The organism is Virgibacillus subterraneus (genome assembly GCF_900110695.1).
GTDB lineage: Bacteria > Bacillota > Bacilli > Bacillales > Amphibacillaceae > Lentibacillus > Lentibacillus subterraneus.
In genome coordinates this window covers 145,506-167,362 of the sequence record NZ_FOEH01000002.1, presented here as the reverse complement: position 1 = coordinate 167,362, position 21,857 = coordinate 145,506, and the positions used below count along the sequence as shown (strand labels likewise).

Genomic DNA, 21,857 nt, shown 5'->3' with positions numbered 1-21,857 from the left:
CTTTTTGTGGAAGATTATTTTTTCGTTACTTATAAAATTGAACTCAGAAATGCTTGTGTCCGTTCTTCTTTCGGGTTATCAAATAATTCATTTGGTGGACCGTATTCTACAATCTTACCATCATGCATATAGAACACCCAATCACCAACTTCACGCGCAAAACCCATCTCGTGTGTAACAACGACCATAGTCATTCCTTCATCAGCAAGTTCCTTAATTGTCGATAACACTTCACCAACTAATTCTGGATCGAGTGCTGATGTTGGTTCATCAAACAGCATAACGTCTGGTCTCATTGCCAATGCTCGTGCTATTGCAACACGCTGTTTCTGACCACCTGATAGTGTTGACGGGTATACATTGTATTTGTCCCCTAATCCAACTTTATCCAACATCTCTTTTCCTTCTTTTATGGCTTGCTCCTTTTTCATTCCTTTCACTTGAGTCGGAGCCTCAATAACATTTCCAATTACTGTCTTGTGAGGGAAAAGATTGAAATGCTGAAACACCATACCAACCCGTTCACGCACTTTGTTCAAATCATGTGTACTCTCTTCTATTTGCTCTCCTTCAATTGTTATTATTCCACTGTTTTTCATTTCTAAAAAGTTTAGACAGCGTAACAGTGTACTTTTCCCTGATCCACTTGCACCAATTAGTACTACAACATCACTTTCTTTAACAGTTAAATCTATATCCTTTAAAACTTGTAATTCTCCGAAAGATTTATTTAACTTTTCAACTCTAATCATTTCTTGTTTTTCACTCATATTACTCCTCCTGCTTAATCACTTTGAGCCAGTTTTTTCTCTAGCATATTCACCAGCAATGTTAGAATCAGTACAATGAATAAATAATATATTGCTACGGTTAGATAGTACGGAAGATAATCAAAGTTGTTCGACCCCATCGTACTGGCAACCCCAAATAATTCCTGCATACCAATAAATGAGACGAGTGAGGAATCTTTTATACCAATAATAAATTGATTACCAAGTGATGGTACAGCCCGACGAAAAGCCTGAGGTAATATGATTCTTCGCATTGTCAGACCACTAGTCATTCCAAGCGTTCGTCCAGCTTCCCTTTGTCCTTTGTCTATGGATTGTATAGCACCACGGATAATTTCAGCAATATATGCACCACTATGAAAAGCAAGTCCTGCTGCACCAGCCCAAAACATTGGAATCAGGAATATTTCTGCCAGACCATAATAAAGAACGAAGATTTGTACAATAAGTGGTGTCCCCCGAACAACCCAAATATACGCATCAGCTATCCATTGTAGAATCTTTATGTTTGAAATTTTAAGTATTGCAAAAAATAAACCAATCACAAATGCAATAAGTAATGAAGCTGCTGATAATTCAAATGTTAGCCAAAGCCCCTTTAAAAATAAATCATAACTACCTGTAAAAACTTCAAAGAAATGGGTAATTGCTGACAAGAAATTCAACTCCTTTGTAAGGCACAAATGTGCGCAAGATTATGCGCACATTTGCATTCTATTATTCACTTAAACTCTCTGGTTCCTGTGTAATATCAGCTCCAATATACTCTTTAGATAATTCTGCAAGTTTTCCGCTCTCTTTCAATTCCTTTAATGCTTTATTGATATCTTCAAGTAATTTATCATTTTCTTTTGCAACGCCTACCGCTTGCTCACTTACACCTAATTGTTCCTTTTCCTCTATTTCTAATCCATTTTCAATTGCTGTACTTCCCGTAATTGCATCAGTTATTACAGCGTCGTGATGTCCTTTAGCTAATGATTGAAGAGCTACAACATCACTATCAACTTGTGGAATATTATCAGTATATTCCTGTGCCATTTCAACGTAAGTTGAGCCTCTGGAAACGGAAATTTCCTTTCCATCAAGATCATCAGCTGACTGTATATCACTATCAGGTCTAGTATAAATTACTGGACCTGAGTAATAATAAGCTTCTGAAAAATCGATTTCTTTCAATCGGTCTTCAGTAATCGTATGACTTGCAACTGCAATATCGTGACGTCCTTGTTTAACACCTGTGACAATACCAGCAAATTTTGATTTGTTTGGGACCGCTTCTAATCCTAATTTTTCAGCAATTGCATTAGCAACTGCAACATCATATCCGGTCATCTCTCCACCTTCCATATAACTAAAAGGTTTAAATTCACCTGATGAAGCGAAATTAAGTTTTCCTTCTTCAATCAAATTATATCCACTACCTTCACCCGAAGAAGAATCACCACCATTAGCTCCATCATCCCCTCCACCACATGCGGCTAAGAGCATAAATAGTAAAGCGAAAAATACTGTAATTTTCAGTTTTTTCATTGACTAAACATCCTTCCATCTCTATTTTTATTCACACTAATCAACCCATATCAATATTAGAAGCATACTGATAGATAAATTATATCAACATTGTGATAATTGAACGAATGGCAAAAAGCTCCATATATTCAACAATATTAACATTTAAAATACTATAGGAATTATATCTCTTTAATACTTATGTATACGGTATAATCCTTTTAAATACTCTTACATTCTTTCAAATTTTCTGAAAATATAAGCTTTAGAAAACTTGCTTATCACCAAGCCTTAATGTCGATGGCCTTGTTACACTTACGCAGTAAGAAAGTAGTTATACTTTCGTAACTACCAAAAAAACTCTTCCTACTCACTGGAGGAAAGAGTTTTTTAATACTGCAGTTTAATAAATCAATTGTTAATATAGCTTCTTATGGCACTCCACGATTCATCTTTTCCTTGACCAGTTTCTGTAGAAAAAGGAATCACAGTATCTTCTGGGTCCACTTGTAACGTTTCTTTTGTGCGCTTTAAATGTTTAGCATGTTTTCCTTTAGGTACTTTGTCCAGTTTTGTGGCAATCACAATTACTGGTAGATCAAAATGCTTTAAAAAAGCGTACATCTGCACGTCGTCCTTAGTTGGTTCGTGACGAATGTCTGTAATTAGTAATACAGCCTTTAGGGTATCCCTTGTTTCAAAATACTCTTCCATCATACTTCCCCATTTTTTTCTTTCCTTTTTGGAGACTTTAGCATAACCATACCCAGGTACATCTACAAAATAGAATGCTTCATTTATTTTATAGAAGTTCAATGTTTGTGTTTTTCCTGGTTTTGATGAAGTACGGGCTAAATTTTTACGATGGATAAGCTTATTGATAAATGATGACTTTCCAACATTTGAGCGACCAGCAAGTGCAACTTCAGGAAGCTGATCGCCTGGATATTGTTTTTGACTAACTGCACTAATTACAATTTCTGCATTACTTACTTTCATTTTTCTCCTCCACAAGTGCATGTTTTAATACTTGATCTAGATGGTTTACCTTAATAAATGTAAGACCACTCCGTACACTTTCTGGAATATCCTCTATATCCTTTTCGTTATCTTCAGGAATAATAATAGTTGTTATCCCTGCTCTATGCGCACTTAAGGATTTTTCCTTTAAACCACCTATTGGTAAAACGCGACCACGCAAAGTGATTTCTCCGGTCATCCCAACTTCTTTTTTAACTGCTCGACCTGTCAATGCGGAAACAAGGGCTGTTGCCATTGTAATACCAGCAGAAGGACCATCTTTTGGTGTCGCACCTTCAGGAACATGAATATGAATATCATATGTTTCATAAAAATCAGGATTAATACTTAGTTCTTTCGCACGTGATCGAATATAACTAAAGGCAGCTTGTGCTGATTCCTGCATAACATCTCCTAGTTTGCCTGTAAGTGTAAGTTTTCCCTTACCTGGGTAATGAGAAACCTCAATTGACAGAGTATCCCCACCAGCTGCTGTATATGCAAGCCCTGTAGCAGCTCCTACCTGATTTTCCTGTTCCATTACACCATAACGGAAAACAGGTTTTCCAAGTAATTCCTCAATACTTTTCTCCGTTACGACTACTCGTTTTTTCTCTTTAGAAATAATAATTTTTGCTGCTTTTCGGCATAGAGTTGCCAGTTGACGTTCCAATCCTCTTACACCTGCTTCTCGTGTATATGTACGGATTAGTTTCAATAAGGCATCATCCCGAATTTGCAAATTATTTTTTGTCAGACCGTTTTCCTTAAGTTGCTTTGATAATAAGTGTTCTTTAGCAATATGTAACTTTTCAACTTCAGTATATCCAGAAATAGAAATAAGCTCCATACGATCCAATAATGGACCCGGGATGTTGTTAACATAGTTGGCAGTCGCAACAAAAAGAACATTCGATAAGTCGTATGTTTCTTCAATAAAATGATCACTGAAATTACTATTTTGTTCTGGGTCTAACACTTCCAGCATTGCTGCAGATGGGTCTCCACGAAAATCATTGGACATTTTATCAATTTCATCTAATAAAAATACAGGATTGACTGTTTTAGCTTTTTTCATTCCCTGAATTATTCTTCCTGGCATAGCACCAATATAGGTACGTCGATGGCCACGAATTTCAGCATCATCTCTAATGCCACCTAATGAAGCACGAACAAAATTTCGATTTATTGAACGTGCAATGGATTTAGCTAATGAAGTTTTCCCCACCCCTGGTGGACCTACAAGACAAAGAATTGGCCCTTTGATAGACTGAGTTAGTTTTTGTACGGCTAAATATTCAAGAATTCGTTCTTTTACCTTTTCCAATCCATAATGATCTCTATCTAATATTTTATGTGCATTATCAATCTCAATTGTATCTTTGGTTTTTTCCGTCCATGGTAAGGCTATAAGCCATTCAACATAATTTCGGATAACTGAACTTTCGGCAGAACTCTGTGGTACTTTTTCGAAACGATCCAGTTCCTTCATAGCAACTTCAACGATGCGTTCAGGCATGTCCGATTCCTCAACCTTTTCTCTTAACTTTCCTACCTCACCAGACTTACCATCTTTTTCACCAAGTTCCTTCTGTATCGCCTTCATTTGTTCACGCAAATAATATTCCTTTTGCGTTTTTTCCATGGATGTTTTAACACGCTGTCCGATTTTCTTTTCTAAATCAAGTACTTTTTTTTCATTTGTAATTAATTTTATTAATTGCTGTAATCGTTCTTTTACATTTACTGTTTCAAGTAACTCCTGTTTATCTTTAATTTTTAAGGATAAATGTGACGTAATAATGTCTGCGAACCTGCTTGGTTCATCAATATCTGAAACCGTTTCTAAGGTTTCTTTTGTAATTTTTTGTGAGACTTTTATGTATTGTTCAAATTGCCCTAATAATGAACGCATAAGAGCTTCTTCTTCGTTCTTCTCATCATGTTGTTCCTCAATCTCTTTGATTTCAACATTAAATTCTTCGCTTTCCTCGTTAAATTGAATAATTTCTCCGCGACGAAGCCCCTCTACTAGCACACGCATTGTTCCGTTCGGTAGTTTCAACATTTGATTTACTTTTGCTATTGTTCCAATTCTATATATGTCTTTTGGCTCTGGATCATCTAAACTCACCTTTTTCTGAGCAGCTAAAAAGATGGTTTGATCACCCATCATTGCCTTTTCTAATGCTGTAACGGATTTATCACGTCCGACATCTAAATGTAATACCATTGATGGGAAAACGAGCAATCCGCGTAATGGCAGGAGGGGAAGCTGAATTGTATCTTTTGTCATAGTATGTACCTCCGTAATATGTACTGAAATAATTATGTACTTTTGTTTATTTATTGTTTAAAGTTTATAGAAAACTTTCCCATTTGTAAACGAAAAAACCCCGGAAAGATAACTGTGATTAGTATTACCTGATGTTGAAATACTAAACACGAAATCTAACAAGAAAGAGACTGACATTGGGCTAATGTTCGAACCTCAATAAATGATTATTGAAGGAAATCATAAGCCAAGTCAGTCTCATATTATTTAATTACCAAATGGTTTATGCACTTTCTTTAGGAAGCTTTTCATTTCCTTCTTTTACAGTTCCATCAACAAGTACTAGCTTTGGATGACCATTTTCCTGGAGAACAGTATCTTTCGTAATAATACACTTCTCAATGTCCTCGCGTGATGGTAGTTCAAACATTACGTCCAGCATAATACTCTCAATGATGGAACGTAAACCTCTTGCTCCAGTTTTCCGCTCTATCGCCCTTTTGGCTATTTCAACTAGAGCTTCTTCTTCAAACTCAAGTTCAACATCATCTATCTGGAATAGCTTAACATATTGTTTTACCAGTGCGTTTTTAGGTTTTGTTAAAATTTCAACTAACGCATCTTCATCTAATGGTTCAAGACTTCCTACAACCGGAATTCTTCCGATGAACTCTGGTATAAGACCATAACGTAACAGGTCTTCTGGCAATACTTTTTGTAGAAGTTCACCCATTTCAAGATCTTGTTGTTCTTCGTTTGAACCAAATCCAATAACTGTCTTACCAAGTCGACGTTTAATTATTTGATCAATCCCATCAAAAGCTCCACCAACTATAAATAATACATTAGTTGTGTCGATTTGAATGAATTCCTGATGAGGATGTTTCCGTCCGCCTTGTGGTGGAACACTTGCAACAGTTCCCTCAAGAATCTTTAATAGTGCCTGTTGCACACCTTCTCCAGACACGTCACGAGTAATTGACGGGTTCTCTGATTTACGTGCAACTTTATCAATTTCATCGATGTAAATAATACCTTTCTCAGCCTTTTCTACATCATAATCAGCAGATTGGATGAGTTTCAATAAGATATTTTCAACATCTTCACCAACATAACCAGCTTCAGTTAATGATGTTGCATCAGCCATAGCAAATGGAACATTTAAAATTCTTGCCAATGTCTGTGCAAGCAATGTTTTACCACTTCCTGTTGGACCAAGCATAGCGATATTACTTTTTGCAAGTTCTACGTCATCTGAATTTTTAGGTGTGTTAATTCGTTTGTAATGGTTATATACCGCTACAGATAAATTCTTTTTTGCTTTTTCCTGCCCGATAACATAATCATTGAGAATTTCACAAATTTCCTTTGGTTTAGGTACTTCCTTAAACTCGGTTTCTTCTTCCGTACCAAGTTCTTCCTCAACTATTTCTGTGCAAAGTTCTATACATTCATCACATATATAAACACCAGGTCCGGCAACGAGCTTGCGAACTTGATCTTGACCTTTCCCACAAAACGAACATTTTAATTGTCCTTTTTCTTCATTAAATTTAAACATTGCATTTTCACTCCTAAAAGTTTAAATCTTCGTCTCAAACTTCATCTTTATATAATTTAACTTTCACTGTCATCATATCAAATCAAAATAAGAAAACAAAACAATAACCTCTTCTTTATTTATCACTTTATTATGGAGAATTTTATAAAAAAGTCAAATGATACTACTTATCCTCTATGTTTCATAGTTAGCTAAAATCGATAATTAATAATAACCATATTATACAGTCCTTATTTATCGTATGTTAGTCAAATAAGATAGATAACAAAATTTAACGACTTTCAAAAAATAAAAAATATACTTTTTTCGTAGCAATGCGTTAGATACAAATTGTGTTTATCGCAAAGTTAAAACAAGGTGCGAATTACTCGCACCTTGTTTAGAAAACTTGGCAGATCGCCAACCTTGTTTGTATTTATGCAGTAAGAAAGTAATGTAAATATCTTATCTGCTAAATAATCATTTTCATTTTAGTCATAAGCAAAGTGATTATACAGTTTTACTATTTTCAACTAAGAAATCAAGAGCCTTTCTGAACTTCAGATCCTCTTTAATAGCGTCAGCGTTTCCGCCTAACATTTGTTTCAATTGCTCAACTTCAGCTCCATACATAGAAGCCATATTAGTAAGCTCAGCATCCACATCTTCATCCGTTACTCCAAGGTTTTCCGCATTGAAAATAGCTTCTAATGTTAAGTTAGTTTTCACACGTTTTTGAGCATCTTCTTTCATTTGTTCTTTCAATGCATCCTCATCCTGTCCGGAAAATTGGAAATACATATCCATTGTCATACCTTGCTGTTGCAAACGTTGTTCAAACTCTTTGAGCATACGGTCAAGTTCAGTATTTACCATTGATTCTGGAATCTCTACCTCTGTGTTATCTGAAGCTTGTTCAATTAGTGATTCACGCTTCTGATTGTCAGCATCTTGTTTCTTTTGTGCTTCCAACTCTTCTTTTTTCTTTGTTTTTAGCTCTTCTAATGTTTCTACTTCTTCGTCAACATCTTTTGCAAATTCATCATCAAGTTCTGGTAATTCTTTTGTTTTAACGTCATGAATTTTTACTTTAAATACAGCTTTTTGACCAGCTAATTGTTCTGCATGATAATCTTCAGGGAATGTTATTTCAATTTCTGTCTCTTCACCTGATTTTTTACCAACTAATTGTTCCTCAAATCCAGGGATGAACTGTCCTGATCCGATTTCCAATGAATGATCTTCACCTTTTCCACCTTCAAATGCTTCTCCATCCAAGAAACCTTCAAAGTCCATAACTACCGTGTCGCCTTCTTCTACTGTACCTTCTTCTTTGATAATAAGTTCTGCTTGATGTTCACGCTGATGTTCAATTTCATGATTTACATCTTCATCTGTAACGTCAACTGATTGTTCTTCAACTTCCAGGCCTTTATATTCACCTAAAGTTGCTTCTGGCTTAACTGTAACTTTTGCAGTGAAAATAAGTTCTTTTCCTTGTTCAATTTCTTCGATATCAACTTCAGGTTGTTCGATTGGTTCAATACCAGTCTCTTCAACAGCTTTCATATAAGCATCTGGTAAAATAATATCAACCGCATCCTGATATAATGATTCTACTCCGAAGCGATTTTCAAATATTTTACGCGGTACTTTACCTTTACGGAATCCTGGAATTTGAACATCTTTTACAACTTTTTTGAATGCTTGATCCAAACCACGATCAAATTCCTCTGGACTTACTTCTATTGTTAGTACTCCTTGATTACCTTCCTGTTTTTCCCATTTTGCTGACATAAAAATTCCCTCCAAAATCTAATATTCCTTTTAAATTTCACGTTCATCAATATAAATAAATATATATAATGATCAAGTTTACAACCATCTCATTATAACATAATTACTAGTGCTTTCAAGCATTACGGCTACTCTACAGACTATGCTTCAATGATTGTTAAGTATAAAGCTTCGCACATTTTAATTTCTTCTACATATTTTTTAACGGACTCATCCAAATGTTTACTATCTTCTATATGTATATCCAAATATTCTTCACCAATCTTCGATAACGCTTCAGCTATATGAATAATATCTCTATCATTTGGCATGATTGGATACCTTACATATACGTATCGATATAAAAGCCTTTCGACTAATTGAAACAATGATGGATTCTTTTGTTCCAGCTCATTAATTAGTAAAAGTGTCTGCTTCATTGTTTTATGTGAACTAATTTCAGGTACATTTACCGGGGGTATGGTCAATTGTTTATTAAGTTTACTTACGGTAACTTCATCTGAAATACTTCTCTCTTGCAGCCATTTAAAAATTGCTGTTTTAGTAACCGGATGTACATTATTTTCTATCAATAAATTCTTAATAGAATCTGTCGGATTAGCATTTATTTTACGCATTTGTTCTACTAAACGCCACTGTTGCACATGATTTTCCTGTTTAACAGCCTTTAGCAATTCACCTATGTATTCGGAAGACTTTTCATTTCTAATTTCATTTTTCATATTCTTACTCATATCATAAAGTTGCTGAAACTGTTCGTGAATCACATCAGGAACAACCTCTGATTCAAATTCAAATTCTACTTGTTCCATCAATAACTCATATTGGCTAGTCTGGAATAATATTGTTAAGTAAATATGTAAGTAATGATAATAATTTTCATCTTTATATTTCAATAGCGCTTCACATAAATCTTGCGCTTCTTCATAACGATCCATTTCCATCAGGCAAATTAGCTTGCCTATTACAATTTCATGATTATCGATATGGTAGCTTAATAACTGATCCAGTTTTGTTAATGCTTCCTCATATCTTTTTTCTTTAATAGCCTTCAAACTTTCTTCTTCTAAAGTTGTTCGCCACTTTGGAAATAGAATTACGTTTTCTTTATCGCTCTGCATCTTTTATTTATTCACTCCCTTCTCAAGTTTATTTTTGTTTTTCCCGTAATAAATATACATACCCGGTTAATTGAAAAATAAACCTTATTAAGATAATAAAAGAGAAACCTATAAATTTGTTGATAGGTTTCTCCGGATGATGTCCCAGGCAGGATTCGAACCTGCGACCCACAGCTTAGAAGGCTGTTGCTCTATCCTACTGAGCTACTGGGACACATGGAGCGGGTGATGGGAATCGAACCCACGATATCAGCTTGGAAGGCTGAAGTTTTACCACTAAACTACACCCGCATATTATGTATTTAATTTTTAACAATCCATTCCTGTATCTCCAAGCTGATTTAAGGCTGTATCACCTTCGAGGCAACTCTCAGTTTATTCGATTGAATCTTTACTCGCAACTTATAATTCAACACTACACAACATCCGCATATTTGAACGAACAAGAATCATTATATGCATTTTGAAAATATTTGTCAATAGTATAATAAAATAAATGCTTTTCATTAAGTTGACTTATACTCCTCAATGAAAAGCGAAGAATGTTACGTAAAAGTAACATCTAGAGAAAGATCTTCAATAAAGTCACCTTTCACTGTATAGTAATTTACCTGGACTGCATCTAAATCATCCCATTTCAAGATAGCGTATGTTTTATCTGCCCTTACCCTAGGAAGTAAAATACTACCTGGATTGATCACAAGTTGATTTCCAACCTTTTCAGCCATAGCAATGTGTGTATGGCCATAACAAACTACTTGAGCATCTTCTTCCTCAGCACGATAGGTTATTGTCATTAGATTGGATTTCACATGATGGTGGTGACCATGTGCAATATAAAAGCGAAGACCCTCGATTAAGCTTGTTTGCTCTAATGGATACCTTGAATCAAAATCACAATTTCCGGCAACTTTTATGAAGCCTGTCAACTCTGGCGCGTCCATATCCAATTCCGAATCTCCACAATGTATCATATACTTTAAAGCATGGCGTTCTTTAATTTCTTTTAGTTCATTTGTAGAACCATGACTATCACTTACAATTAAAACACTCGGCATAATAACACCTCACATTATCACCTATAAATTTTCTAGCCAATCTTCGAGTTGCTTAATAGCATTACTTCGGTGACTGATACTATTTTTTTCATCAGAAGTTAACTCTGCCATTGTTCTTGTATAGTTCTTTGGTATAAAAATGGGATCATAACCAAATCCATTAGAACCTTTTGAAGTAACGGAAATTCTCCCTTCACAATATCCTTTTTTAAAAATTGTATTCGCGTCTGGTGTGGCTACTGCCAATACACATACAAAACGAGCTGTACGGTCAGTTACCTTAACATTCTTCAACTCAGCTAAGACTTTTTCGATATTTGCCTTGTCATCTTTAGGTTCACCGGCATATCTGGCAGAAAATATACCAGGTCTGCCATCCAATACATCTATTGTTAAACCAGAATCATCAGCTAATACGGGAGTATTCAATAACTTTGCTATCTGTTCTGCTTTTAATGCCGCATTTTCTTCGAACGTCACCCCTGTCTCTTCAATATCTTGAATTGACTGAGATAAGTCTAGTAAGGATACTGCTTTAATATTAAATTTTGCAAAGAACGTTTTAAACTCCTCTGCTTTCCCAGGATTTTTAGTTGCTATGATTATTTCTTTCATTATAAATCTTCCCTACTTATTTTGGTTTCTCCTATTTTATCAGCTAATTCACCCAGTATTTCTTTTTGTATCGTATTGATCTTCAGCATTCCTTCATTAGCCAGTCCAAGCATCGCTTGTAATTGGCTGTTTGTGAATGTCGCCTCTTCTCCAGTACCTTGTATTTCAACAAATTCTCCAGCACCTGTCATTACCACGTTCATATCAACATGTGCTTCTGAATCTTCACCATAGTTCAGGTCCAACACTTCCGTACCATCGGATAAAACTCCAACAGATATTGCTGATAGAAAATCGCTCACTGGCATTTTTTCAATTTTATTATCTGCTATTAATTTACCAAAAGCTAGTACTACAGCAACAAATGCGCCTGTAATAGAAGCAGTTCTTGTACCGCCGTCAGCCTGAATTACATCACAATCCACCCAGACTGTACGCTCACCAATTTGATCCAAATCAACTACAGAGCGTAATGCTCGTCCAATTAATCGCTGTATTTCCATCGTTCTTCCACTTACTTTACCTTTAGATGATTCTCTTATGTTCCGTTGATTAGTTGCACGGGGGAGCATGGCATATTCAGCTGTAATCCATCCTTTTTTTTGGCCCCGCATAAACGGCGGCACTTTGTCCTCGATACTTGCATTACAAATAACTTTAGTGCCTCCAGCCTGTATAAGTACAGAACCCTCAGGATGTTTAACAAAATCTGGTATAATTGTTATTGAACGTAATTCATTATTATCTCTTTGATCATTTCTCACTTTAAACATATTCCTCCTTATTACTACACTTACGATAGGATTATCCTAACATATTTTTTACGAAAGAAACACGATAATACACGATAGGTAGAAAACCTTATACTATCTTTGACTGTGAACAAAAGCGAAAGCACCTGCTCTGCGCAGTATGGAATGCGCGCGTATCGCTCGGGTGGGTCCGCACAAAGCGGCGGTTTTATTCGATCTTCCTTTTACATTGAGATTATACAATCTTGACTTATCTCCAGTAATTCCGAAAGTCAAAATAAATCTATTGCTTGGAAAGCGAAAAAATACTGAGGAGCGTTAGCGATTTAGGAAATTCGGCGATCTCGAACTGTTATCGTAGACTCGGCGGGATCCATTATATTTTATAGTGTCCTAAGCAATTAGAAAACTGGCATTCGTTACCGGGATTCTTATGAATGCGTATTTTGCTTTCTTTAGAATACCTTATACTCTAGAGTGCAATCCTTAATGGTGAATACCTTAGTGTACAATTGCAGTAAGAAAGTTTTTATACTATCTTAACTGCAAAAAAAAGGCTGCATATCACAGCCTTTTAAATTATAATTTTTCAGTTTTTGAAAATGTTTGTGTTGTAACAGGAGTCGTATATGGTTCTCCATTTTCATTAAAGAGCGTCTCGACATTTTCAACTTTCACTTGCACAGCCTCCACAGATGGATCTTCTGTTAAGGTGCGTACTAATGTTTCCATTACTTCATCAGAAATCACGGCTTTTTCTCCGTCCTGAAGCACTTCCTCACTGAATACCAATTCAAGCACACCATCTCTTAAACTTGGGTTACTTGTAAGTTCTGTCTGATTGTTGAAAACATGCTGTACATTCGCCTGAACACCGGGGCCATCCAGTAATGCTTCAATTACTGAACCATATAGATCCTGGTTCTCAACATTAATGTACTGTGTTACCGGTACAAAATACTGATTTTCATCATGTACAGATGGATAGTACAACGTAACAGGCTTGCTGGCCATGAGGTCAACACTATCAGAATGAATTAGATTAATACCATTCACTCTCGAATAACCCTCACCAATAGGAGTTCCACTTACGGGCATCTCAGTTTGTGCTTCCCCGTTAATCCGCAGTTTGATATTATCCACGCTTTCAAATTGTGTTAATGTATATGTCATTGCCTGAAGCACCTTTAACTCATTTTGTTCCTCATAATTTTTAAACTCCTCAGACACATCTACAATTAACGTCCCATTTTCCTCAAGACTTAAGCTATTAACTTGTGTTCCTGCTGGTAAAACTGCCTGAAATCCATTTGGTAATAAGGATGTTACAGGTCCTCCTTTTACCAAGTGTTGGAGTGCTTGTATTGCTACCTCCTTGGATTCAATCTGTGGTAATTGCAATGTTTGTGAGGCCACCATTCCATCTGAATCAATTAAATATAATTGTCTTCCAACTGTCTTTGGTTCCGCTTCGCCATCAGACTCTTCATCAACACCCTCTGATTCCGCTTCATCTGATACATTATCCAAATCATTTACAGCCTCAGCGTCTTTAGGTGGATCCATTTCTTCATTATCAATTGATTGTTCTCCTTGGAAACATCCAGTCAATATAATAGAAAGACACACCGTTATAATTAAAAGTAATGTACTGCGCTTCTGCATGTTATTCCCTCCTACGATGGTTTGTACTATTATATATACGAGCACATTATAAAATTAGACCAACCTATGCAGAAAAAAAATCAGAATACCTATAAAAAATAGGATTCTGATTTTTATATAAATGCTTTTTGTATCGTAACGGAGTGGAATTTATCAATTGATTTCATAAAAATACTTTCAGCTATTTTCGTGAACATTTCCAATTCACCGGTCGAGTAAAATTTATGATCCGGTATATGATTATCTTTATTTAACTGATTATGAAATTCTAAGATCGTACTTGCTTCACGAGCTGTTTCCTCACTGGAAGATATAATGGTAACGTGATCACCTATAATAGATTGAATCGTTTCTTTAATTAACGGATAATGTGTACACCCCAAGATCAATGTATCTATATGATTATTCATTTTCATTGGGTATAACGATTCCTCCACCACTTGTTCTGCGTGTGTACCAGATATAATTCCTTGTTCAACCATTGGAACAAACAACGGACATGCCAGAGCATTCACATGGATATCTGCTTTTATGCTCTGCAACGCCTCCGTATACGCATTACTCCTAATTGTTCCTTCTGTACCAACTACACCTACATGACTATTATGTGTGAATTTAATTGCGGCTCTAGCACCAGGCTGGATCACACCAATAACTGGAATGTCCAATTCACTCTGGAGTTCAGTAAGCGTAAAAGCTGTTGCAGTATTACATGCTATGACAAGCATTTTAATCTCTTTTTGAAGCAGGAAATCAACCATTTCCCACGTAAACATTCTTATTTCTTCTTTTGACCTGGGACCATATGGGCATCTTAATGTATCACCTAAATATATAAGATTTTCTCTTGGCAGTTGCCTCATAAGTTCATTTGCAACTGTTAAACCGCCCACTCCAGAATCAATAACCCCAATTGCCTGATTCAAAAAAATCGCCTCTTCTATGCTGTTTATTTTTCATTGACACACCGCATCTGTTCATATAAAAACGAAAGTAAATCGTTCAACGTATCCGTTTGTTCTATTGAAAAGTTTGTTAAAACCTCTCCCAAATATTCTTGACGTTTTCGAATTACTTCTTGGATAATGGAATTTCCTTTTTCTAATACGTGGATTCTCACAACACGACGATCATCGATATCTCTAATTCTTTCGACCAGCTCATTTTTCTCCATGCGGTCTACTAAATCGGTTGTGGTACTAAATGCTAACCCGTTTTTATTGGATAGCTCACCAATTGTTAAATCACCTTCCTCAATCAACCATTGTAGCGCGATAAATTGTGGTGATGTAATTGGGTAATTATTTAATATTTTTCGACCATTCTGTTTGATAATACCTGATATATAACGAAGTCTTTTCTCTACATCAGCTATTGCTTCTGTTGATACATCATCTTCCAAATGGGTAACCCCCCAGTATATTTCCTTATTCTATAAACATTTTAACATAATTCGAGTATATTTTTATTTTTTCATAATATAAAATACAAATTTCTTATAGTGTATCGGTATCTTTTTCTAATACTTTTATTAATTTTTGTTTACTCTTTCGGGATACCAATATGTACAGTGTATCATGCTCTTTAATTACTGTTTGCCCATTTGGTGTGATGATTTCATTATCTCGTATAATTGCATTGATTAATGCATTATCTGGCAAAGTAATACACTCAAGGGTTTCACCAATGATTTTATTTTTGCTAGTAACATCATATTCAATCATCTCCACATTGGTTTTTCCCATTGAAATCAGTTCTAAGGAGTGCATCGATCTTTCTTTGGCTTCACCTTCTAATCCTAATTTGGAAGACATAAATGTAATAGTTGAACCTTGAACAAGTGTTGATGTTAACACAACGAAAAAGACAACATTAAACATAACTTGGCTACCTTCTACCCCAGCTAGCATAGGAAATATTGATAATACGATCGGAACAGCTCCACGTAAGCCAGCCCATGATAAGAACAATTTCTCCTTATTATTATATTGTGATTTTAACAGGTTCAAATAAACTGCTAGTGGCCGTGCTATAAATATTAAAACAGTCGAAACTAACAACCCATTGATTAAATAATTCCATTGAAACAGTTCTGCTGGAAAAACAAATAAACCGAGAATAACAAACATAACAATCTGTGCCATCCAAGCAAATCCTTCATTAAATCGAACAATTGAATGACGATACGTTAATTCCGAATTGCCGATAACTAATGCAGCTGTGTAGACTGCAAGTAATCCGCTAGCATCCATCAATGCGGTTATACTGTAGGCAGAAAATGCGAATGCAAGTCCAAATAAGGGATACAGCCCACTGGAATCTAAGTTAATACGGTTAATTGATAAACTGCCAACTTTTCCAATTATCAGCCCACATAATAACCCAATTCCCATCTGCCAGAAAAAAGACCAAATTAATGAACCTATTCCTGCTTGGTCCTGTGTAATTAACTGAATAAAAGAAAGCGTTAAAAACATTGCCATTGGATCGTTTGATCCCGATTCAGCCTCAAGCATCGATTTAATATTGCCCTTGATATTTTTATCCTTCAATACAGCAAATACTGCAGCAGCATCAGTAGATCCAACAATAGATCCTAATAATAATCCCTCCAGCCAGGAAATACCAAGCATGTATTTAGAAGCAACCGCAACAATCCCTGTAGTAACTAGTACACCTGACGTTGCCATAGTTAGTGCTGATGGCAAGACTGGTTTAATCTTAGTCCATTGTGTCTGTAAACCACCTTCGAATAAAATTACAACAAGTGCAATTATACCTATTAATTGCGCTATTGTAGCATTATCAAAGTATATAATATTTAATCCATCACTACCCACTAACATACCAACACCTATAAAAAGAACAAGGGAAGGTACACCTAATCGTGTAGAGAACTTCGTTACAAGAACACTAATGATTAGTAATAATGCCATTAGTAATATGAATTGGTTTGATTCTAAAATTTCATTTAACATGGAAAGCCTCCGTGTAATTATAAAAGAATGAAAGTTGATGAGGAAAAGTTATGGGGGTATCGTACGTCAATTTATATTATAACAAAATGATGGGTTATATATGGATTTTTTAGTAAACTTTGTTGATCTTTAACCCTCTTAGTTGATATGACTGCGACATATTATCAGTTTTGGATATATACTATGCTTACCACGAATAAGTATCCTAAGGGAGACGATTGTATTAAGATAAAATTCTAAATAATTGTACTCACCGTTTACACTTAGTTTCATAAGCTATAGTGACTAAATAATTTCCTCTCAACCTGCAGCTCTATGACAGCAAGGAGGGGTTAACATTTGAAGGACAACGAGTACAAACCGAAGCAATTATTAACCAAACGCGAAAAAGAGGTATTCGAACACTTAGTACAAGACAAAACAACAAAGGAAATTGCCCAGGAATTGTTTATATCAGAAAAAACTGTCCGAAACCACATTTCAAATGCTATGCAAAAGCTAGGAGTCAAGGGGCGATCACAGGCTGTAGTAGAGCTCCTTCGTATGGGGGAATTAAAGCTCTAAAAAAAACCGACTTTCTTTATTGGAAGTCGGTTTTTGTTAATAATTTTTCTTTCATGGAATTCGCAATCGAAATTGGTTTGCCCGATTCAGGATTTATGTACACTAATCTTCCCCTGCCCGTCAAACACATCTCGCCTTTATCATTTAAAGCCATGTAATGAATATCAAGGGATGTGTTTCCGATATGATTCACTTTTACATACTGCCACAATTTCTCGTTAAAATACATTTGTGTATGATAATCGCATTGTAAATCGGCAACAATAGGTACCCCTTCATCATCGCTTCCTTCATTTTGAAATAAGCCAACTGACTTTAAAAATTCAATACGCGCCTCTTCAAAGTATATAAATGCTGATACGTTGTTGACATGACCAAACATGTCAGTTTCCGAGAATCGGATTTTAATTGGGATGTAAAATGAAAACTCAGATTGCCATCTTGTTAAATCGTCTATATATGAAACAGTTTTCAAATAAAACTTCTCCTTCCTGCTTAGAAAGCTTGACTTATTACCAGGCCTTAATGGCAAAAGTCTTGTTGCACTTGTGTAGTAAGAAAGTTTTTATACTTTCTAAACTGCTGAAAAATGACCCTTACCATTGATAGGTAAGGGTCAAGGTATTTTCATAGATTAATAGAATTTTAATGGGCGTTGTCACTACCAAAGAAATTTTTGAAAGATTGAATGTTTGTTTCGCGATTCATTGCAGCAATTGATGTAGTCAACGGAATACCCTTAGGACAAACCTGCACACAGTTTTGTGCGTTTCCACATCCCGATACGCCCCCATCTTCCATTAATCCTTCTAAACGTTCACTAGAATTCATTTCACCCGTTGGATGAGCATTAAACAATCTTGCTTGTGAAAGTGCTGCCGGTCCAATGAAATCGGATTTGTCGTTAACATTGGGACATGCCTCCAAGCAAACACCACAAGTCATACATTTTGAAAGTTCATATGCCCACTGACGTTTCTTCTCGGGCATACGAGGTCCAGGACCAAGATCATAGGTTCCGTCAATAGGAACCCATGCCTTAACCTGTTTCAATGCATCAAACATTTGCTCACGATCTACAATTAGATCCCGAACAATTGGAAACGTGCTCATTGGCTCCAGGCGAATTGGCTGCTCCAATTTGTCTACCAATGCAGCACATGATTGACGTGCTGTCCCGTTTATCACCATAGAACAGGCTCCACAAACCTCTTCAAGACAATTCATATCCCAGTAAACTGGTGCTGTTTTTTCTCCATTTGCATTAACGGGATTTTGGCGAATCTCCATTAATCCCGAAATGACATTCATGTTTTTTTTATATGGAACATTGAATGTCTCTTGATATGAAGGTGAATCCGGGCTGTCTTGCCGAGTTATGATAAAAGTAACTGTACTTTGTTCAGCCATGCGTATCTTTCTCCCCTCAATTTTTTTTCGAATAGTCCCTTAATCTCGGTTCTATTAGAGAAGTATCCACTTCTTCATATGTTATAACCGGAGCATTTTCTGCTTCATCAAATGTTGCGATCGTCGTTTTCAACCACTCTTCATCGTTTCTTTCAGGGAATTCCGGTTTATAATGTGCTCCGCGGCTTTCATTACGATTATAGGCACCAAGCGCAATTACATATGCTAAATGGAGCATATTTTTTAATTGTCGAGTAAACATGACACCTTGGTTACTCCAACGAGATGTATCATCCATGTTAATGTTTTCCCATCGTTTCTGGAGATCTTTGATTTTTTCAATCGTATTCTTTAACTTTTCATTATGACGGACAACTGTAACGTTATCTGTCATTAGTTCTCCAAGCTCTTTATGAAGCTGATAAGCATTTTCTTCGCCTTCCATTTTCATAAGCTTTTCAAACTTTTCTTGTTCTTCTTTTTCTTTATTCTCAAATAACTCAGGTGACATATCTTCAACATGTGTTTCAAGTTCCTCAGTATACTTGATTGCATTCGGTCCAGCTACAGAGCCACCATAAATTGCTGATAGTAATGAGTTAGCGCCCAAACGGTTCCCGCCATGCTGTGAATAATCACATTCTCCGGCAGCAAAAATACCAGGGATGCTCGTCATTTGATCATAATCTACCCAAAGTCCTCCCATTGAGTAATGTACTGCTGGGAATATCTTCATTGGAACTTTTCGAGGATCCTCGCCGACAAATTTCTCATAAATTTCAATGATTCCTCCGAGTTTGACATCCAACTCTTTCGGATCTTTATGTGATAAGTCAAGGTACACCATATTTTCTCCGTTAATTCCTAGCTTTTGATTAACACAAACATCAAATATCTCACGTGTTGCGATGTCACGAGTAACAAGATTTCCATAGGCAGGATATTTTTCCTCCAGGAAGTACCATGGTTCACCGTCTTTATATGTCCAAATACGGCCACCTTCACCACGTGCTGACTCACTCATTAAACGTAATTTATCATCTCCTGGAATCGCAGTGGGATGAATTTGAATAAATTCCCCATTAGCATACTTTGCACCCTGCTGGTACAAAGTACTCGCTGCAGAACCTGTATTTATCATTGAATTTGTTGATTTACCAAAGATTATTCCAGGACCACCAGTAGCCATTATAGTTGCATCCGACGGGAAGGATTTTATTTCATGTGTCTTAATGTCTTGTCCGACAATCCCTTTTCCTACTCCATCTTCATCCAGAATAGCTCCAAGGAACTCCCAATTTTCATATTTATTTACTAATCCCTCAACCTCATATCGACGAACCTGCTCGTCCAGTGCGTATAATAATTGTTGGCCTGTTGTCGCACCAGCATATGCTGTACGGTGAACACTTGTACCACCAAAACGTCGGAAATCAAGAAGACCTTCAGGAGTCCGATTGAACATTACCCCCATACGATCTAGTAAATTTATTATACCCGGTGCTGCATCACACATTGCTTTTACAGGTGGCTGATTTGCAAGAAAGTCTCCACCATATACTGTATCATCAAGGTGTTTCCAAGGAGAGTCTCCCTCACCTTTAGTATTTACTGCACCGTTTATACCGCCTTGGGCACATACTGAGTGAGAACGTTTAACAGGCACAATAGAAAACAGGTCTACACTGGCACCTGCTTCAGCTGCTTTAATAGTTGCCATAAGACCAGCCAAACCGCCGCCTACAACAACAACTTTACGATTACTCATAATAATTACTCACTCCTCTTTTATATTAAGCTCCATAAGCAAATTGAATTAACGCTCTGACACCGATGTAGCTGACAGCTAAAAAGATAAGTAGTGTTGCATATGTAACAATCTTTTGTGACCTCGGTGACTGTGCGATGCCCCATGATACCATAAAGCTCCATAGTCCATTAGCAAAATGGAATGTAGTAGAGATTACTCCTAAAATGTAAAACCAAAACATTACAGGATTAGATAGAATATTTTCCATTAGACTGTAGTTCAATTCTTCATTGCCCATACCAATTTGTACGCGTGTTTCCCACACATGCCATGCGATAAAAACGAATGTAATTACGCCTGTTACACGTTGCAGGTAAAACATCCAGTTACGGAAAAAACCATATCGTTTTGTATTACTTTTCGTAACAAAAACAATATAAACCCCTAAGATTGCATGGAACAAAATTGGAAGGAATATAATAAAAGTTTCCAATACTAACCTAAATGGTAGGTCATGCATAAATCCTGCTGCCTTATTAAAACTTTCTTCACCATATACAGCAAAATGGTTTACAACCAAGTGTTGAACCAAGAAAATTCCAATTGGTATTACCCCTAACAGGGAATGGAGTCTACGATAAAAAAACTCACGATGTTCTGCCATGTGTTACCCCCCTCAGTTATTATGTTATATTCTTAGTAATGCACAAGATTTTATGACAATATTTTTTTATTGTCCAAAAATGTACAATTTATGACATATTTATTGTACTTCTAACTATATAAAGCGTCAAGAAAAGGAGGCACTTTATTTTAATATGTGATATATCTCATTTTTTTGAGTATTAATACATTAGATTTAGCAGTTTTTTTAAAGATTATTATTTCTTCCGAGCAATGACTTAACAAGTAGTTGATATAAACTGCGACACAATCAAAACTTTCTTTTGTGATACCTTCTCTTGTTCTAATGATGGTTGAGTGCTTAGATTAGATCCAGAACGGTGTT

20 protein-coding genes and 2 tRNA genes are annotated in these 21,857 nt (G+C 36.0%); 1 reads left to right on the top strand and 21 read right to left on the bottom strand.

The annotated features are described in order from the left end of the window. Nucleotides 1-29: 29 nt before the first annotated feature. From BMY13_RS07240 to BMY13_RS07160, 17 genes are all read right to left on the bottom strand, one after another. Nucleotides 30-770 (bottom strand): amino acid ABC transporter ATP-binding protein, encoded by a 741-nt coding sequence (locus BMY13_RS07240; RefSeq protein ID WP_092492411.1) that lies wholly within the window; start codon nt 768-770, stop codon nt 30-32. A 14-nt stretch (nt 771-784) separates the two neighbouring features. Further along, nucleotides 785-1,447, bottom strand: coding sequence for an amino acid ABC transporter permease (locus BMY13_RS07235; protein ID WP_092492410.1), 663 nt, complete (start codon nt 1,445-1,447; stop codon nt 785-787). A gap of 61 nt (nt 1,448-1,508) precedes the next feature. Then, on the bottom strand, nt 1,509-2,324 hold the full coding sequence (locus tag BMY13_RS07230; protein WP_092492409.1) for a transporter substrate-binding domain-containing protein: 816 nt from the start codon (nt 2,322-2,324) through the stop codon (nt 1,509-1,511). 390 nt (nt 2,325-2,714) lie between these two features. After that, nucleotides 2,715-3,302 carry a ribosome biogenesis GTP-binding protein YihA/YsxC gene (gene yihA, locus BMY13_RS07225; RefSeq protein WP_092492408.1) on the bottom strand — a complete coding sequence of 196 codons (588 nt, stop codon included), beginning with the start codon at nt 3,300-3,302 and terminating at the stop codon, nt 2,715-2,717. Further along, nucleotides 3,289-5,619 (bottom strand): endopeptidase La, encoded by a 2,331-nt coding sequence (gene lon / locus BMY13_RS07220; RefSeq protein ID WP_092492407.1) that lies wholly within the window; start codon nt 5,617-5,619, stop codon nt 3,289-3,291. Before lon ends, yihA begins: the two co-directional genes overlap by 14 nt. 262 nt (nt 5,620-5,881) lie before the next feature. Further along, entirely contained in the window at nt 5,882-7,159 is a 1,278-nt protein-coding gene (gene clpX / locus BMY13_RS07215) for an ATP-dependent protease ATP-binding subunit ClpX (protein WP_092492406.1), read from the bottom strand. Between the two features lie 489 nt (nt 7,160-7,648). After that, the gene (tig, locus tag BMY13_RS07210) at nt 7,649-8,935 is read right to left on the bottom strand and encodes a trigger factor (RefSeq protein WP_092503628.1); all 1,287 of its coding nucleotides are present in this window, start codon (nt 8,933-8,935) and stop codon (nt 7,649-7,651) included. Nucleotides 8,936-9,075: 140 nt separating this feature from the next. Further along, nucleotides 9,076-10,056, bottom strand: a complete 981-nt coding sequence (locus BMY13_RS07205; RefSeq protein ID WP_092503626.1) for a DUF3196 family protein — start codon at nt 10,054-10,056, stop codon at nt 9,076-9,078. 140 nt (nt 10,057-10,196) lie between these two features. Further along, nucleotides 10,197-10,270: transfer RNA gene (locus BMY13_RS07200), tRNA-Arg, on the bottom strand. A 3-nt stretch (nt 10,271-10,273) separates the two neighbouring features. After that, nucleotides 10,274-10,347, bottom strand: a tRNA-Gly gene (locus BMY13_RS07195). Nucleotides 10,348-10,601: 254 nt separating this feature from the next. Continuing rightward, nucleotides 10,602-11,114, bottom strand: a complete 513-nt coding sequence (locus BMY13_RS07190) for a YfcE family phosphodiesterase (protein WP_092503624.1) — start codon at nt 11,112-11,114, stop codon at nt 10,602-10,604. A gap of 21 nt (nt 11,115-11,135) precedes the next feature. Further along, nucleotides 11,136-11,729 carry an XTP/dITP diphosphatase gene (locus BMY13_RS07185; RefSeq protein ID WP_092503622.1) on the bottom strand — a complete coding sequence of 198 codons (594 nt, stop codon included), beginning with the start codon at nt 11,727-11,729 and terminating at the stop codon, nt 11,136-11,138. Beyond that, entirely contained in the window at nt 11,729-12,493 is a 765-nt protein-coding gene (gene rph, locus BMY13_RS07180; protein WP_092493222.1) for a ribonuclease PH, read from the bottom strand. Before rph ends, BMY13_RS07185 begins: the two co-directional genes overlap by 1 nt. A gap of 567 nt (nt 12,494-13,060) precedes the next feature. Beyond that, the gene (locus tag BMY13_RS07175; RefSeq protein ID WP_092503620.1) at nt 13,061-14,146 is read right to left on the bottom strand and encodes a GerMN domain-containing protein; all 1,086 of its coding nucleotides are present in this window, start codon (nt 14,144-14,146) and stop codon (nt 13,061-13,063) included. A 113-nt stretch (nt 14,147-14,259) separates the two neighbouring features. After that, nucleotides 14,260-15,072 carry a glutamate racemase gene (gene racE / locus BMY13_RS07170; RefSeq protein ID WP_092492400.1) on the bottom strand — a complete coding sequence of 271 codons (813 nt, stop codon included), beginning with the start codon at nt 15,070-15,072 and terminating at the stop codon, nt 14,260-14,262. Between the two features lie 23 nt (nt 15,073-15,095). Continuing rightward, entirely contained in the window at nt 15,096-15,548 is a 453-nt protein-coding gene (locus tag BMY13_RS07165) for a MarR family winged helix-turn-helix transcriptional regulator (RefSeq protein ID WP_092492399.1), read from the bottom strand. Between the two features lie 94 nt (nt 15,549-15,642). Beyond that, a complete protein-coding gene (locus tag BMY13_RS07160) occupies nt 15,643-17,124 on the bottom strand; it encodes a potassium/proton antiporter (protein WP_092503618.1) in 1,482 nt (493 codons plus the stop codon). 339 nt (nt 17,125-17,463) lie between these two features. Here BMY13_RS07160 and BMY13_RS07155 point away from each other — a divergent pair, with 339 nt between their 5' ends. Next, on the top strand, nt 17,464-17,688 hold the full coding sequence (locus tag BMY13_RS07155; RefSeq protein WP_092492397.1) for a helix-turn-helix domain-containing protein: 225 nt from the start codon (nt 17,464-17,466) through the stop codon (nt 17,686-17,688). Between the two features lie 16 nt (nt 17,689-17,704). On the opposite strand, the gene BMY13_RS07150 is transcribed toward BMY13_RS07155, so the two are convergent. From BMY13_RS07150 to BMY13_RS07135, 4 genes are all read right to left on the bottom strand, one after another. Further along, complete coding sequence (locus tag BMY13_RS07150) at nt 17,705-18,163, bottom strand: acyl-CoA thioesterase (RefSeq protein WP_092492396.1); 459 nt, start codon at nt 18,161-18,163, stop codon at nt 17,705-17,707. A 170-nt stretch (nt 18,164-18,333) separates the two neighbouring features. Further along, entirely contained in the window at nt 18,334-19,098 is a 765-nt protein-coding gene (gene sdhB / locus BMY13_RS07145; protein ID WP_092492395.1) for a succinate dehydrogenase iron-sulfur subunit, read from the bottom strand. Between the two features lie 16 nt (nt 19,099-19,114). Beyond that, on the bottom strand, nt 19,115-20,866 hold the full coding sequence (sdhA, locus tag BMY13_RS07140) for a succinate dehydrogenase flavoprotein subunit (protein ID WP_092492394.1): 1,752 nt from the start codon (nt 20,864-20,866) through the stop codon (nt 19,115-19,117). Nucleotides 20,867-20,891: 25 nt separating this feature from the next. Next, nucleotides 20,892-21,512, bottom strand: a complete 621-nt coding sequence (locus tag BMY13_RS07135) for a succinate dehydrogenase cytochrome b558 subunit (protein WP_092492393.1) — start codon at nt 21,510-21,512, stop codon at nt 20,892-20,894. Nucleotides 21,513-21,857: the final 345 nt, after the last annotated feature.